The 15201-nt window shown below is 49.7% G+C and carries 11 protein-coding genes; 7 read left to right on the top strand and 4 right to left on the bottom strand.

The features are described 5' to 3' along the window. Positions 1–305: 305 nt before the first annotated feature. On the top strand, positions 306–2534 hold the full coding sequence (locus V2546_RS08105) for an SH3 domain-containing protein (RefSeq protein WP_329752029.1): 2229 nt from the start codon (positions 306–308) through the stop codon (positions 2532–2534). A 151-nt stretch (positions 2535–2685) separates the two neighbouring features. Then, complete coding sequence (locus V2546_RS08100) at positions 2686–4548, top strand: cadherin-like beta sandwich domain-containing protein (protein WP_329752028.1); 1863 nt, start codon at positions 2686–2688, stop codon at positions 4546–4548. Between the two features lie 215 nt (positions 4549–4763). On the opposite strand, the gene V2546_RS08095 is transcribed toward V2546_RS08100, so the two are convergent. Further along, positions 4764–5786 (bottom strand): sugar kinase, encoded by a 1023-nt coding sequence (locus V2546_RS08095; protein WP_118296870.1) that lies wholly within the window; start codon positions 5784–5786, stop codon positions 4764–4766. Between the two features lie 360 nt (positions 5787–6146). Between V2546_RS08095 and V2546_RS08090 the strand changes: the two genes are divergently transcribed. Both V2546_RS08090 and pdxR read left to right on the top strand, forming a co-directional pair. Continuing rightward, the gene (locus V2546_RS08090) at positions 6147–7835 is read left to right on the top strand and encodes a glutamine--tRNA ligase/YqeY domain fusion protein (protein WP_118320882.1); all 1689 of its coding nucleotides are present in this window, start codon (positions 6147–6149) and stop codon (positions 7833–7835) included. 6 nt (positions 7836–7841) lie between these two features. Further along, complete coding sequence (gene pdxR, locus V2546_RS08085) at positions 7842–9284, top strand: MocR-like pyridoxine biosynthesis transcription factor PdxR (RefSeq protein ID WP_329752027.1); 1443 nt, start codon at positions 7842–7844, stop codon at positions 9282–9284. Positions 9285–9356: 72 nt separating this feature from the next. Here pdxR and V2546_RS08080 read toward each other — a convergent pair whose 3' ends face one another. Beyond that, entirely contained in the window at positions 9357–10124 is a 768-nt protein-coding gene (locus tag V2546_RS08080; RefSeq protein WP_329752026.1) for an IclR family transcriptional regulator, read from the bottom strand. Further along, positions 10121–10528 carry a hypothetical protein gene (locus tag V2546_RS08075; RefSeq protein WP_118531758.1) on the bottom strand — a complete coding sequence of 136 codons (408 nt, stop codon included), beginning with the start codon at positions 10526–10528 and terminating at the stop codon, positions 10121–10123. The genes V2546_RS08080 and V2546_RS08075 overlap by 4 nt, the downstream gene beginning before the upstream one ends. A 478-nt stretch (positions 10529–11006) precedes the next feature. Between V2546_RS08075 and V2546_RS08070 the strand changes: the two genes are divergently transcribed. Together V2546_RS08070 and groL are read left to right on the top strand one after the other, a co-directional pair. Then, on the top strand, positions 11007–11291 hold the full coding sequence (locus tag V2546_RS08070; RefSeq protein ID WP_015554836.1) for a co-chaperone GroES: 285 nt from the start codon (positions 11007–11009) through the stop codon (positions 11289–11291). A 30-nt stretch (positions 11292–11321) separates the two neighbouring features. Next, positions 11322–12947, top strand: a complete 1626-nt coding sequence (gene groL, locus V2546_RS08065) for a chaperonin GroEL (protein ID WP_118296864.1) — start codon at positions 11322–11324, stop codon at positions 12945–12947. An 84-nt stretch (positions 12948–13031) separates the two neighbouring features. Here the strand turns inward: groL and V2546_RS08060 are convergent, their stop codons facing one another. Then, positions 13032–13484, bottom strand: coding sequence for a CYTH domain-containing protein (locus V2546_RS08060; RefSeq protein WP_118531756.1), 453 nt, complete (start codon positions 13482–13484; stop codon positions 13032–13034). 265 nt (positions 13485–13749) lie between these two features. Between V2546_RS08060 and V2546_RS08055 the strand changes: the two genes are divergently transcribed. Next, positions 13750–15090, top strand: a complete 1341-nt coding sequence (locus V2546_RS08055) for a DUF975 family protein (protein ID WP_118531754.1) — start codon at positions 13750–13752, stop codon at positions 15088–15090. Positions 15091–15201 lie beyond the last annotated feature (111 nt).

Genomic DNA, 15201 nt, shown 5'->3' with positions numbered 1-15201 from the left:
CCGGATTTTTTTAACAGGAAATTCCGATGGAACTTCCTGTTAAAAAAAGGCACTGCGTGCCTAAGATGCACACTCGCGCGAAGATGAAGATTGTCGCAAGCGACCGCGCGAGGCGCACGAATGTGCCGAGGCACATTCTATTTAACCAAACTTTTACAAAACCCTTAAGAAAATGCGGCAATATTTGGAATTTGTGTGAAGTTTTCCCTGCGCGGTTGACAGAAAAGTGCCTTTGTCATTATAATGGGTATGATGTCGGTTTTATGCAAAAAATCACGAAACCGGCAGTGGGAGAGAAGAAAAACATGACAAAAAAACAAAAAAGAATTCTGGCGCTGATGCTGGGAGCGGTCCTTTTGGGGGACTGCGCGGCTCGGACCGGAACGATGATATCCGGACTGTCTCTGGCGTATGCGGCGACAGGTTCGGCGACGGTAAATGCGACTACCCTGAATGTGAGAAGCACACCGGGGACGACGGGATCCGTCGTAAAAAAGCTGGCCTACGGGGCGGCCGTCACGGTGGTCTCCGAGACAGCCGGATCGGATGGAAAAACCTGGTATAAGATCCAGTTTTCTTCCGGATCCGGGACGCAGGAAGGCTACGTCCGGTCAGATTATATTAAATTCCCGGTGTCCTACAGCTATGACTCCACGTTTGAGAATTATCTGAACAGTCAGGGATTCCCGGAAAGCTATAAGGTGTCTCTGCGGACACTTCACACGGAGCATCCGACCTGGGTCTTTCAGGCTCAGAAGACGGGGCTGAACTGGAGCGACGTGATGGCGGCGGAGGGAGCTGTCGGAACGAATCTGGTATCAAAATCCAGCATTTCTTCCTGGAAATCCACAGAGTACGGTGCCTATGACTGGAATACCGGAATCTGGACAGGCTTTGACGGATCGTCCTGGGTGGCGGCATCAAAAGATATTGTCGCCTACTATATGGATCCGAGAAACTTTTTGAATGATACTTACGTGTTCCAGTTCCTGCATCATGCTTACGACAGCAATGCGCAGACGAGAGAGGGACTTACAAGCCTGATCACCGGAACATTCCTGGAAAAAACACCGGAGTCGACAACCGCGGCGACCCAGAGCGTGCAGGAGACCACCGGTTCCGGAAACTCTCCGGTCGTCAATAACAGCGGAAGCACAGGGACTTCCGGCTCGCTCCAGCAGGGAGAGAGCTATGGACCGGGAATGAGCACGGGCACATCCGGAGGAACTTCTTCGGGAAGCAGCTCCGGCAGTACCGGCAGTCAGGGCGTGAGTCTTGAGGGCCCTGGTTCCACAGTGAGCTCCACGATCAGCCAGAGAAAAGTGATTACGACGGCACTCCCGGAGGTCGAGTACGGCCCGGGAATGGATGCATCCTCGATCACCGATGACAATACCGGTGCGTCAAACACATCTCCGGTACCGACCGGGCAGACTTATGTGGATATCATCATGAAGGCGGCTGCGCAGACCGGTGTCAATCCTTACGTTCTCGGAGCGATGATCCTTCAGGAGCAGGGAACCGGAAAGTCGGGAAGTATTTCAGGAAAGACCGCAGGCTATGAAGGATATTATAACTTCTTTAATGTCGGCGCTTTTGCGTCGGGATCCATGTCTGCAATTACAAGAGGACTCTGGTATGCATCCCAGTCGGGAAGTTACGGCAGACCATGGAATTCCATTGAGAAGTCCATCATTGGCGGAGCGACCTACTACAGCGAGAATTTCCTGAAAAACGGACAGGATACCTTCTATTTAAAAAAGTTTAATGTGCAGGGCAGCAATCTGTACAAGCACCAGTATATGACCAACGTGGAGGGCGCGGCCGGAGAGGGCGCGAAGCTCGCAAGAGCATATACGGATGCGATGAAGAAACAGGCACTTGTCTTTAAGATCCCGGTGTTCAATAACATGCCGGAAACAGCGTGCGCGAAACCGACCGTGAACGGAAGCCCGAACAATAAGCTGTCCGGAATCACGATCGACGGATATTCCCTGACACCGACTTTCAGCAAGGATACGGAGAAATATGACCTTGTTGTTGATTCTTCCGTTTCCTCCGTCAATATCCGCGCGACGGCGATCGACTCCAAGGCAACTGTCAGCGGAGCCGGTACGATCAGTCTCGGCAGCGGAACGACAATCGTTAAGATCGTAGTGAAGGCAGAAAACGGTGATACGAGAACATACCAGGTTTCCATTGCAAAAGGAAACGGAAACGGCAGTACAACTGTTGTCTCCCCGTCAACGGGCAGCTCGGCGGGAAGTCAGTCCGGATCAACGGTGGGACCTGGCGGTTCGACAGGTACATCGAGCTCCGGAAGCACTCCCGGCAGTAGTTCCGGAACTTCCGGTCCGGGAAGCAGCACTTCCGGGACACAGAGTTCCTATCCGGAAGGCGCTTCCGGCTCCGGAAAGCTCGTGACGACATCTTCGGGCACGACCGGTACCTCCGGAAGTACGAATCCGGGAAGTACAGGTTCGTACCCGGAAGGCGCCTCCGGCAGCGGAAAACTTGTGACAGCGTCAAGATAGAACAAAACGTATTACAGGTCTGTTTCTGGAAAGACTATGCCTGGATCAAGATGATATAGGAGCTTATTCTGACAGGGACCGTGATTTACCCATTGCCTTTGCGGACAGGAGATCAGGTATTTGTCTGAATGAGCTGGAATAGGAGAAGAATATGAAACAATGTATGAAAAAACTGGCGGCAGGACTGCTGGCGTTCGCGCTGATGGTCATGCTGCTGCCGGCAGGATCCATGGTCTCTTTTGCGGGCTCCGGGAAACTCTCATTTTCCGACCCGACCGTTTCGGTGGGAGATCAGGTATCTGTCACGATGAAGATCACTTCGGACGGAGCTCTCGGTTCCTCGGACGTGATGCTCCAGTATGATGCGGATGCCCTTGAATTTGTCAGCGGAACAAATGCAAACGGCGGCGCCGGTTCGGTCCGCGTGACCGGTTCTGCGGAAGCCGCAGACCAGAAGGTATTCAGTTTTACACTGAAATTTAATGCCTTAAAGGCGGGAACTTCCTCCATCACGGTGACATCCCAGGAGGTTTATGATGCAGATTCCAAGGCTGTAACACTTGACCATGTCGGAAGTGCTTCCGTGAAGATCAATGCGGCGGCGTCTTCCTCCAAAGATGCGTCCCTGTCATCCCTTGAAATCTCACCTGGTACGCTGAAACCGGCGTTCTCCGCTGATGTTACGGAGTACACGGCTGCGGTTTCCAGCGATGTGACTTCCATAACGGTCAGTGCACCTGCAAAAGATGGAGCTGCAAAGGTTGCTATCAGCGGAAATGATGATCTCCAGGACGGGGAGAACACGATCACCTGTACCGTTACGGCGGAAGACGGGGAGACAACAAAGACGTACACGATCGTTGTGACAAAGTCTGACGAGGCGGCATCTTCCGATGAGGAGACAACTGCGGATTCCACTGAGACAAGCGGCGGTGTTGTCGGCGAGGAAGGCAACTGGACGGTTGCGGATACCTTTGATGATTCGGAACTCCCGTCCGGCTTTACTGCGACGGAGATCGAGTATGAGGGAAGAACCGTAAAGGCAGCGACAGATGATTCTGGAATGACCCTGCTTTACATGACCGATGATACCGGCAAGGGAGATTTCTTTGTATACAACAGTGAGACCGGAACATTATCCGCATATGTGGTCGTCAAAATGGCGGAGAAGACGGTTGTCGTTCTTCCTCCTGAGTGCATCCCTGAGGGAACAGCTCTTCCGGACGGATTTGCCGAGTGCACCATCGATATCGGAGATCATACGGTTCACGGCTGGATCTGGAAGGACAGCGGAGATTCTGCTCCGGAATACTGTGTAGTCTACGGCCGGAACGAAAATGGCGATGAAGGCTTCTACCGCTATGATCAGAAAGAGATGACGCTCCAGCGTTATTTCCAGGATCCGGATGCGGCAGATGCGCGCAGCAAGTACTTAAAGGTTGCGGAGGATTACAACAGTCTGTTAAAGGACTATGAGATTCGCGGATTCTTTGTGATCGGACTCTTTGCACTCTGCATTATCTTAGTGATCATTGTGGTCGTTCTTCTGCTCAGAAAGCCGAAGGCACCGAAGAACCCGGGCCGCGACAGATACGATGACGAATATGATGACTACGAAGACGGACGGAAAAACAGAAAGTCCGGGAAGCAGACAACGAAAAAGTCCGGAATGACAGCGAAAGCACCGGAGAGAAGACCGGCCGCAAGACCGGCTGCCCGCACAGAAACACTTCCGTGTGAGGAAGAGGAAGAAGCGCCGCGCAGAAGACAGCCGGCTGCACAGACACGCCGTCCGGCGGTACAAACCCGTGAAACGGTGAGAACGGAAAGACCTTCCGCAGAAACCGGAACAGCAGCACCGGAGAGACCGGCAAGACCTGTCAGAAAGAATGTCACAGATGTGGAAAAAGATCTGTCGAGAAATCTTGCGAAGGAAGCGGAAGCCGCGAAAGCAGCTCCTGATAAGAAGACAGAGAATGATGATGGCTTCGAGTTCATCGATCTGGATCTGTAAGGAAATGTAAAAAACAACGAGCCAAAGTCCGCGCTTGCGCGAGACCTTGGCGACTGTCGCGATAACAAGGGGAAACTCGCGAAGCGTGTTTTCACTTGCCTGATCGGCTTAAACGTTGTGTACATGGAGAATGATAGAATAAAAAAGGTCTGAGCAGCATTAAAGACTCAGACCTTTTTGTGCAAAAAGTTTTATGTGATAAAATCAGCTGTTTCTTACCGGTTCATCTCACTTACCGGACCTGTGGAATGATGTTCGCGGATGATCCGGTCGATCTCTTTGAAATCGGAGGACGGAAGATCGCCGGGTACCGTGTTTTTGACGCTCGATGTGGCATTTCCGAACTGCATGGCCTTTTCAGGGTCGCCGTATTTTAAGAGTCCAAAGAGGACACCGGCCACATAGGCGTCACCGGAACCGATCCGGTCGATGACATCGATGTCGTTGTAAGGCGCCTCTGTGTAAAATTTATCAGAGCGTGCGTCGTAGACGATCGAAGTGAAGTTGTGTTTTCTCGGGCTGATGACCGTGCGCTGGGTGGTGGCAACGATCTTTACGCCATAATCAGTGGCATAGCTCTTCATGATCTCCTTCAGGTCACCGGTCTTTTTGAACATCCGGCGGCTTGTCTCCTCGGAGACAAAGAGCACATCGACGAGCGGAAGGATCTCCTCGATCGTCTTTCTGGCATCTTCCTCACTCCAGAGGTTCGCGCGGTAGTTGACATCGAAGGAGATCGTAGCTCCAGCGGCCTTGAATCGGCGGATCAGCTCCACGGCAACATTCTGCATGTTCTGACAGAGCGCTAACGAAATTCCGCTCGTGTGGAACATTCTCGCGGAGTGGTAGATGTCATCCGGGATCTCACTCATTTTGATCCTCGTGACGGAAGCCTGATGGCGGTCATAGACGATCGTAGGCTTTCTCGGGGCAGCACCCATCTCGTAATAGTAGAGTCCGAGTCTTGCATCCGGTGTGTCGTCATAGACGAGATAGTCATCGGATACGCCGACAAAACGGATCCTGTTTTTAATGAAAGTTCCGAGCTCATTCTGCGGAAGTTTGGAAACGATACCGGTACGAAGTCCTAAAAGGGCAACGCCGGAAGCAACATTGAGTTCCGCTCCGCCGGCACGCTTTTCGAAGATATCGCCATCGACGATGCGGGCATGGCGCGGCGGGGAAAGGCGCAGCATGATCTCACCAAATGTTATCAGATCGAAAGAATTCTTGTCCATATCATTTCCTCCGGATTTTATATATTGTGAAAAATTTAGCAGGTTATAAGGACAGTATAATCCCTGAATACAGATTCGTCAAAGGATTTTCTACATTTTCAGTCAATAATTTTCACCCTTTTTCATTGGCAGAAATTTCGGTTCAGAAGATTCCTGCCGGTAAAAAGGAAAGATAACATAGTCAAGGATGTAAATCCTGTAAAATTTCCCCTTTAATTCTTTGATAAAGTGTGCTAATATTTAGTATTATATCTATAACAGTTCGATATCTGATCCTGCCGGAAAAGGAAATACGGCGGAAATTGAAAATAGAAGGATGTACGGGCATGTTATTGAAAAAACGAAATGGAGGAAATTGATATGGCTGAGAATATGACACCGGCTGAGGAAACAAAAGAAGTAGTTTCCAAAAACTTTATCGAGCAGGAAATTGATAAAGATCTTGCGGAAGGAGTATATGACCATGTCCAGACCCGGTTCCCACCGGAGCCGAACGGCTACCTTCATATCGGACATGCAAAATCGATCATCTTAAACTCCGGTCTCGCAAAAGAGTATGGCGGAAAGTTTAATCTTCGTTTCGATGATACAAACCCGACGAAGGAAAAAACGGAGTTTGTACAGTCGATCACAGAGGATGTAAAGTGGCTTGGCGCTGACTTTGAGGACAGATTGTTCTTTGCTTCCAACTACTTCGACACAATGTATGAGTGTGCAGTAAAGCTGATCAAAAAGGGAAAAGCGTTTGTCTGCGATCTTTCTGCTGACCAGATCAAGGAGTACCGCGGTGACTTCACAACACCGGGTAAAAACAGCCCGTACCGTGACCGTTCGATCGAGGAGAACCTCCAGTTATTCGAAAACATGAAGAACGGTATGTACAAGGACGGTGAGAAGGTTCTCCGTGCGAAGATCGATATGGCATCCCCGAACATCAACATGCGTGATCCGGTCCTCTATCGTGTTGCCCATATGACACACCACAACACGGGAGACAAGTGGTGCATCTACCCGATGTACGACTTCGCTCATCCGATCGAGGACGCAGTCGAGCACATCACACACTCCATCTGTACTCTGGAATTTGAGGATCACAGACCTCTCTACGACTGGGTCGTAAGAGAATGTGAATTTGAGAATCCGCCTCGTCAGATCGAGTTCGCAAAGATGTACCTGACAAACGTTGTAACCGGAAAACGTTACATTAAAAAACTCGTTGAGGACGGGATCGTGGACGGCTGGGATGACCCGCGTCTTGTTACGATCGCTGCTCTCAGAAGAAGAGGATATACACCGGAATCTTTAAGAATGTTCGTGGATCTCGTCGGTGTTTCCAAGGCAAACAGCTCCGTCGACTATGCGATGCTGGAGTACTGCATCCGTGAGGACCTGAAGTTAAAACGCCCGAGAATGATGGCTGTTCTTGATCCGGTCAAACTCGTGATCGACAACTATCCGGAAGGACAGACCGAGATGTTAAGTATCCCGAACAACCTTGAAAATCCGGAGATGGGCGAGCGTGAGGTTCCGTTCTCAAGAGAACTCTACATCGAGCGCGAGGACTTCATGGAGAATCCGCCGAAGAAGTATTTCCGCCTCTTCCCGGGCAATGAAGTGCGTCTCATGGGAGCTTACTTCGTGACATGTACCGGTGTTGAGAAGGATGAAAACGGAAATGTGACAGTGATCCACTGCACATACGATCCGGAGACAAAGAGCGGTTCCGGATTTACCGGAAGAAAGGTAAAAGGAACGATCCACTGGGTATCTGTTCCGACAGCCGGAAAAGTCGAGTGCCGTCTCTATGAGAATATCGTGGATGAGGAAAAAGGAAAGCTGAACGCAGACGGAACCCTGAACTTAAATCCGAACTCCAAGACCGTCACGACCGCATATGTAGAGCCGAAGCTCATGGAGGCAAAGGCTTACGACAGCTTCCAGTTTATGAGAAACGGTTATTATTGTGTAGACTGCAAGGACAGCGAGGAAGGAAAGCCGGTATACAACCGTATCGTTTCCTTAAAGAGCTCCTTCAAGCTTCCGAAATAAAGATTTATGGAATTGATCGTACCGTTAAATGTACAGGGGGACAGGCCTCTGTATGAACAGATCTATCAATATATCAAAGATGAGATCCGAAAAGGCAATATAAGACCGGAAAAGCAGCTCCCTTCATCCAGGGATCTTGCGAAGAGCCTTAAGGTCAGCAGGAGTACGACGCAGCTTGCGTATGAGCAGCTGGTGTCGGAAGGTTATCTTGAGGCAGTTCCGCGAAAGGGTTATTTTGCGGCGTCACTGGACGGAATTTTTCCTCCGGTGGCGCGGTCTGCCGTTGCCAGAACGGATCAGAAAAGAGAGCTGTCCTCCGGCATGGAACAGGAAAATGCCGGGGAGCAGCTCTTTTCGGAAAAAATGGAAGTGGATTTTTCCCCGCGCGGGATCGACCTGGAGGGCTTTCCCTATGCGACCTGGAGAAAGATCAGCCGTGCTGTCCTGAAGGAGGAGGACCGGGATCTTTTTTTGAAGGGGGATCCGCAGGGAGACCTGATCCTCAGGGAGGCGATCCGGGAATATCTCCATGCGGCGCGCGGCGTGAACTGCGATGCATCCCAGATCATCATCGGAGCGGGAAACGAATATCTTCTGATGCTGCTCTCCCAGCTGCTCGGAAAAGATGCAGTGATCGCAATGGAAGATCCCACTTACCGACAGGCGTACTGGGTATTATCCGGCGTGGGGCATAAAGTCCTGCCGGTGGGGATCGATAAGAATGGATTCTGTGTAAAGGAGCTTGAGGATCAGACTGCGCAGGCCGCGTATGTGATGCCGTCCCACCAGTTCCCGACAGGGATCGTGATGCCGGTAAAGCGGAGGCAGGAGCTTTTATCCTGGGCGGGAGAGCTTCCCGGAAGGTATCTGATCGAGGATGACTATGACAGTGAATTCCGGTATAAGGGAAAACCGATCCCGGCGCTCCAGGGGATGGATCAGACGGGTTCGGTCGTGTATATGGGAACCTTTTCGAAGGCTATCGCCCCTGCGATCCGTGTGGGATACATGGTGCTTCCGGAAAGTCTGCTTTCCGTATACCGCAAAAAGGGAAGATTTTATTCCTCGACGGTATCCAGAGTCGATCAGAGGATCCTGGCGAATTTTATTTCCGGGGGATATTTCGAGCGCCATCTGAACAGGATGCGCGAGATCTACAAGGGAAAGCATGATGTACTCCTTGGTGCATTAAAACCATTGGAAAAACGGTTCGAGATCAAGGGGGAATACGCGGGACTTCATGTTCTTCTGACCGACAGAAAGGGTGAAGCGGAACAGGCGCTTTTAGCGAAGGCAGAAGAAAAAAAGGTCCGCGTCTACGGTCTGTCCGGATTTTGTATGGAAGAAAGGCGGGCAAAGGAATCCCACACGATCGTTCTTGGGTATGCAGGACTTACAGAAGAGGAGATCCGGAAGGGCGTGGAACTGTTGCGCGAAGCGCTGGAGTGAAAAAAGGATAGAGGAAAAGATACAAAAAGGGATATACATTTGAAAATGTATATCCCGAAGATTCAAAAGTGACTATTGAAATACATCGTGCTTCTCGTATCCGAGGTCGGAGGAGAGGGCGGATGCATAAAACTGGACAAGATCTCTCTGGGTCTCAAGAAGTTCCGGAGAGCCGATCCGGATCTCCGGGGCAATAATGCCGATGGAACCTGCAAGCTCGCCCTCAGAGTTGAAGACCGGGGCACCGATCCCGACAGCATCGTTGACATATTCTCCGCGGGTAATGGCGTAGCCGTCCTGGCGGATCTTTTTTAACTCTTCGCGCAGATCATCCGGGCGGACATGCGGGAACGCCTGGTCGTGGATGATGATGGTTCGGAAATATTCGTCGATGAAGGTCGGACTCTGCCATGCAAGGAGGACCTTTCGGATCGCTCCGCAGTGCATATACATCTCGTAGCCGAATTCCTCGACGACCTTTAAGTGGCTCGGACCATCGACTTTCTCGATCACAAGGCCCTTATTGCCGACCGGGATCACGAGATAAGCGTCCTCCTTTGTCTGCTTTGCGAGCTGCGTCAGGATACTGTGGGCAGCATCCTGAAGACGGATCCCTCTGGCGGCAGCCTTTCCTAAAGGAATAAGTGCCGGACCGAGCCGGTAGGTGTGGGATCTGTCATCGCGGATCACATACTTTTTCTCACAGAATGTCTGAAGGATCCGGTGTACCGTACTTGGGGGAAGCTCCATCGCTTCCGCCAGTTCCGCGATCGAGAAATTGCGGTTTTTTTCTTTCAAAACTTCTAATAGCTCCATGGAGCGGAGAAGACTTTGTATCATTCAGTTTTTCCTTCCTCCGTATCGTCCTCAACTACAACGGAGGATGTTTTTTCATTTGCTGCAGATCCCTCTGCCGCAGAGCTGCTGTCTGCTGCTGTTTCGCAGGTTCCCTCTGCTGCTGAACATTCTGCTGTATCGGGATCTTCTTTTTTTTCTGCTGCAGGATCATCGGCGGTCTCTGCGTCTTTTCCAGAGTTGATCGTAATATAAGTTCTTTCCGGAGCATTTTCCGCTTTCTCTTCATTTTCATCAGAAGGGGAATCTTCTTCCTCGTATTCGTGAAAATCCTGATCGAGCTCATCATTGAAGGATTTTAATTTCAGATAGTAGGAGATACCGGCCGCAACTGCGCCGCCGAGCATCGCGCCAAATGCGATAAGAAGGCCTGATTTCTTTTTTGACATGGTTCATTCTCCTTTCCGCTGCATCCAGAGGATCGAAGATCCTGCCTGCAGCCGCCAGTCTGCTATTTATAATCATAATCGAATTCATGGGAAAAAGAAAGAGATAATTATGAAAAAAGTTAAAAAAATGTATAAAACCAATGAAAAGTTTTTACAGTATACGGACATTCCATGCCCGCCTACTGTAACAGGAAGATTCCCGGAAGGCTTGTCTGTATGAAGATTCTCCGCGTAAATTGATATATATTGAACGATTGACGGAGGAAAATGCAGAAAATTCATAGGTCACAAATTTTTCATAAAATAATTAGCACTCATGACTTGACAGTGCTAACAACATGTGCTATAACATGATTTGTGACGAGGGGTCAGGGAAAAGACCTTAGTCAGACTGAATAAGATAAAAGAAAAAAAGAATTGTGACTGAAAATTACAGAGCGGTCACAAGAGCTTGTAAAATGACAAGGAGGAGTCAGTAATGAAATTAGTACCATTATTTGACAGAGTTGTTTTAAAACAGTTAGTTGCAGAAGAGACCACAAAATCCGGTATCGTTCTTCCGGGTCAGGCAAAGGAAAAACCGCAGCAGGCAGAAGTGATCGCTGTTGGTCCTGGCGGAGTTGTTGACGGAAAAGAGATCAAGATGCAGGTAAAACCGGGCGATAAGGTCATCTACTCCAAATACTCCGGAACAGAAGTAAAAGTTGAGGAAGAAGATTACATCATCGTAAAACAGAATGATATTCTTGCAGTGATCGAATAATCACTTATTATTGATTGGAGGAATCTTAACATGGCTAAGGAAATTAAATATGGCGTTGAGGCCAGAAAAGCTCTTGAAGCTGGTGTAAATAAACTTGCTGATACCGTTCGCGTAACGATCGGACCGAAAGGAAGAAACGTTGTTCTCGACAAATCCTTCGGTGCTCCGCTCATCACAAACGATGGTGTTACGATCGCAAAAGAGATCGAACTGGAAGACCCGTTTGAGAACATGGGCGCACAGCTGTTAAAAGAAGTTGCAACAAAGACAAACGATGTTGCCGGTGATGGTACAACAACCGCTACCGTTCTTGCACAGGCTATGGTAAATGAAGGTATGAAGAACCTGGCAGCAGGTGCAAACCCGATCGTATTAAGAAAAGGTATGAAGAAAGCTACCGACGAAGCTGTTAAGGCGATCGCAGAGATGAGTGAGCCGATCAGCAGCAAGGACCAGATCGCAAGAGTTGCAGCAATCTCCGCAGCAAGCGATGAGGTCGGCGAGATGGTTGCAGACGCAATGGAGAAAGTTACAAACGACGGCGTTATCACAATCGAAGAGTCCAAGACCATGAAAACAGAGCTTGACCTTGTAGAAGGTATGCAGTTCGACCGTGGATACATTTCCGCATATATGTGCACAGATATGGAGAAGATGGAGGCAACTCTTGATGACCCGTATATCTTGATCACAGATAAGAAGATCGCAAACATCAACGATATTCTTCCGTTACTCGAGCAGATCGTTAAGACAGGTGCAAAGCTTCTCATCATCGCTGAGGATATCGAAGGCGAGGCTCTTACAACTCTTATCGTCAACAAGTTAAGAGGTACATTCAGCGTAGTTGGCGTTAAGGCACCGGGCTACGGCGACAGAAGAAAAGAGATGTTAAAGGATATCGCGATCTTAACAGGCGGTACTGTGATCTCTGATGAACTCGGTCTTGACCTCAAGGATGCTACAATGGAGCAGCTTGGACGTGCAAAATCCGTTAAGGTTCAGAAAGAGAACACGATCATCGTTGACGGTCTCGGCGACAAGAAAGCCATCGCTGACAGAGTTGCCCAGATCAAAGGTCAGATCGAAGAGACAAAATCCGATTTCGACAGAGAGAAACTTCAGGAGAGACTTGCAAAACTCGCTGGCGGCGTAGCTGTTATCCGTGTAGGTGCTGCTACTGAGACAGAGATGAAAGAAGCAAAGCTTCGTATGGAAGATGCTCTTGCAGCTACAAAGGCAGCTGTTGAAGAAGGTATCATCGCAGGCGGCGGATCTGCTTATGTTCATGCAGCAGAGAAGGTTGCAGCTCTTGTAAACGGCATGGAAGGCGATGAGAAGACCGGCGGAAAGATCATCTTAAAGGCTCTCGAAGCTCCGTTATTCCACATCGTATCCAACGCAGGTCTTGAGGGTGCTGTGATCGTAAATAAAGTAAAAGAGCTTCCGGTTGGCCAGGGCTTCGATGCTTACAACGAAGAGTTTGTTGATATGATCAAAGCTGGTATCCTTGATCCGGCTAAGGTTACAAGAAGTGCATTACAGAACGCAACAAGTGTTGCTTCCACACTCCTTACAACAGAGTCCGTTGTTGCAAACATCAAAGAAGAGACTCCGGCAATGCCGGCAGGCGCAGGCGGAATGGGCGGAATGATGTAATTTCTTCCGGATCCGTGCAATCTGAATGAAAATAAAAAAGACCATCGGCGGTTCTTTGGGCCGTCGGTGGTCTTTTTTTACAAGTTACGGCATTTTTGAAAGCTTGCTGTTCTGGTATTCTCCGGACCAGGTCACATCCCGGTCAAACCAGGGGAGCGGAGGAAAGGCTTTTGCGTCCTCCTCGGAGGAAAACTCAATCTCCGCGAGCATGAGTCCGGCGAATTTTCCTTCAAAGACATCGAATTCCACGGTGAGATCCTCGCGTCCCGGGACAGGGAGCAGGTAGCGTTTTTTCGTGAGGACGTTCCCGTCCGCTTTTGTGAGCAGGTGGGCGTAGGCCTCTTTTGTGAGCGGAAGATTATATTCTTCCCTCGCGAGAAGTCCTTTGGATTTGTAGGTGAGGTAGTAGTTGTCATCTTCCTTCCGGATCCTCACCACAGGTTCGGTGCAGAGGTATGCCTGTTCGATCTCATGAAGAGGGAAGGACCCATAGTTTTCAGGAGGTGTCGTGACGAGAAATTTGCGTTCGATTTCCATGATAAATATCCTTTCTGGGATGCCGGCGGTTGCGGCAGAAGATTTGATCGCCAGTTCTTATGAAATTACCGGCAGTGATTGAAACAAACTGTAATAAATCATATCATATCGCAAGGAAAAAGTAAGGTCTTTTGTAAAAAAACATGTTACAATATCAGTAAACAAATGTAGATGAAAGTTCAGCGGTTCCAGTATGCGGAATCCGGGAGAATGTCCTGTTTTTGCATATCGGTCAACACCGTTCATGAAAAAAGGAGGAGTGCGTATGTGGACAAGGGCAGAGTTAAAGAACCGTGCAAAAATGTGTCTGAGCAGATATTACTGGGCGGCATTTGCGGTGAGCCTGATCTTTGCGATCCTCAGCGGATTCGGCGGATCGAATGCAAACACGCAGAGAGTTACAAGCTACCTGGAGCAGAATGCGACGGGAAGCAGCCGGGATGACCAGAGCGGTCTTTTGATCGGTGAATTAGGAGGCGACGGCAGCCTCAGTGGAAGTACCCAGAGTGGTCTTGCCAGCGGGATCGAGCTTGTCCCTGGACTTGGCGACGCTTACGGACCGGGAGCCGGAAATGCCGGATCCATGGTTGCGAGCAACCTGTTTTACCGTCTTTTCGCGGGAGCGGTGGTCGTTATTGTGATCGTCTCTGTCGTGATCGGAATTTTTGTACAGCCATTGTTTGAAGTCGGACGGAACCGGTTCTATCTGGAAAGCCGTGTGACGGGGCAGTCGGCGGGTGTCGGAAAGATCTTCTGGGGATTTTCCAATGGATATTTAAAGATCGTGGGAACCCAGTTCCTTCGGGGACTGATCACAGAGAGTGTTGTGATCCTGGCCAGTCTGTTGGGATTTCTTGTGATCTTGTTTAATGGTGTTGAATGGATCGGTAGTGTATTTTGGGCAGTAATGATATGCGCTACGATAGGAGCTTTTGTTTCTGTTTATTTCCAGTACTGCTATCTGATGGTTCCATATATTCTTGCTGAAAACCCGGATATGAAGACGATGGAAGTTTTAAGACTCTCGAAAGAGATGATGGATGGACAGAAATGGAACGCCTTTGTACTCGGCCTTTCCTTCCTGGGATGGCAGCTTTTAGGAACCCTGCTCTGCGGTATCGGAACCTTCTTCGTCCAGCCGTATGTGGATGCAACCTTTGCGGAGCTTTACGCAGTGCTTCGCGGACCATATTCGGGACGCCTGAATGGATTCGGAGGGGAACCGTTTGTACAGAATAACGCGCGCTATGGCGGACAGTATGTGGAACCGGACAGTGTGAGAGATGTCGGTGGGAATGAAAACCCGGGCGGCGGATACGGTGCGTATGGAACCGGAAATATGAACGGCGGCTATGGACAGAATGGCGGAACCGGTTATTCGTACGGACAGGGACAGAACAGCGCCTCGGACAGCTGGAATGATATGCCGCAGGAGCCGTATCAGTATCATGGACCAGAGCAGACCGTGGATTCTTCCGCACAGCAGCAGGCGGATGCAGAGGATCGCGGAACAGAAGTAAAACGGTCGGAGGGCGGACCTGGACGCGGATATTATCTGAACGGGAAATTTTATCCGTATACGGATGATGAGAAAGACGGACAGTGATGTTGAAAAAATGTAACTATTCAGTAGGTCTGCGCACTTGCTGCGCTGACCGTAATAAAGCACAGGTCTGGAGGCAAAAATCCCATCGGCGAAGCCGATCTGGAATGGATT

The organism is Clostridium sp. CM74B_53, from assembly GCF_036318045.1.
In the GTDB taxonomy this organism is placed as follows: Bacteria; Bacillota; Clostridia; order Lachnospirales; family Lachnospiraceae; genus Pilosibacter.
This window is presented reverse-complemented; position numbering and strand designations above follow the sequence as displayed.

Coding starts and splice junctions, on each gene's coding strand:
- V2546_RS08080 (WP_329752026.1), bottom strand. CDS start 10,124: ATGATACAAAGTCTTCTCCGCTCCATGGAGCTATTAGAAGTTTTGAAA.
- groL (WP_118296864.1), top strand. CDS start 11,322: ATGGCTAAGGAAATTAAATATGGCGTTGAGGCCAGAAAAGCTCTTGAA.
- V2546_RS08105 (WP_329752029.1), top strand. CDS start 306: ATGACAAAAAAACAAAAAAGAATTCTGGCGCTGATGCTGGGAGCGGTC.
- V2546_RS08090 (WP_118320882.1), top strand. CDS start 6,147: ATGGCTGAGAATATGACACCGGCTGAGGAAACAAAAGAAGTAGTTTCC.
- V2546_RS08075 (WP_118531758.1), bottom strand. CDS start 10,528: ATGTCAAAAAAGAAATCAGGCCTTCTTATCGCATTTGGCGCGATGCTC.
- V2546_RS08100 (WP_329752028.1), top strand. CDS start 2,686: ATGAAACAATGTATGAAAAAACTGGCGGCAGGACTGCTGGCGTTCGCG.
- V2546_RS08070 (WP_015554836.1), top strand. CDS start 11,007: ATGAAATTAGTACCATTATTTGACAGAGTTGTTTTAAAACAGTTAGTT.
- V2546_RS08055 (WP_118531754.1), top strand. CDS start 13,750: ATGTGGACAAGGGCAGAGTTAAAGAACCGTGCAAAAATGTGTCTGAGC.
- V2546_RS08060 (WP_118531756.1), bottom strand. CDS start 13,484: ATGGAAATCGAACGCAAATTTCTCGTCACGACACCTCCTGAAAACTAT.
- pdxR (WP_329752027.1), top strand. CDS start 7,842: ATGGAATTGATCGTACCGTTAAATGTACAGGGGGACAGGCCTCTGTAT.
- V2546_RS08095 (WP_118296870.1), bottom strand. CDS start 5,786: ATGGACAAGAATTCTTTCGATCTGATAACATTTGGTGAGATCATGCTG.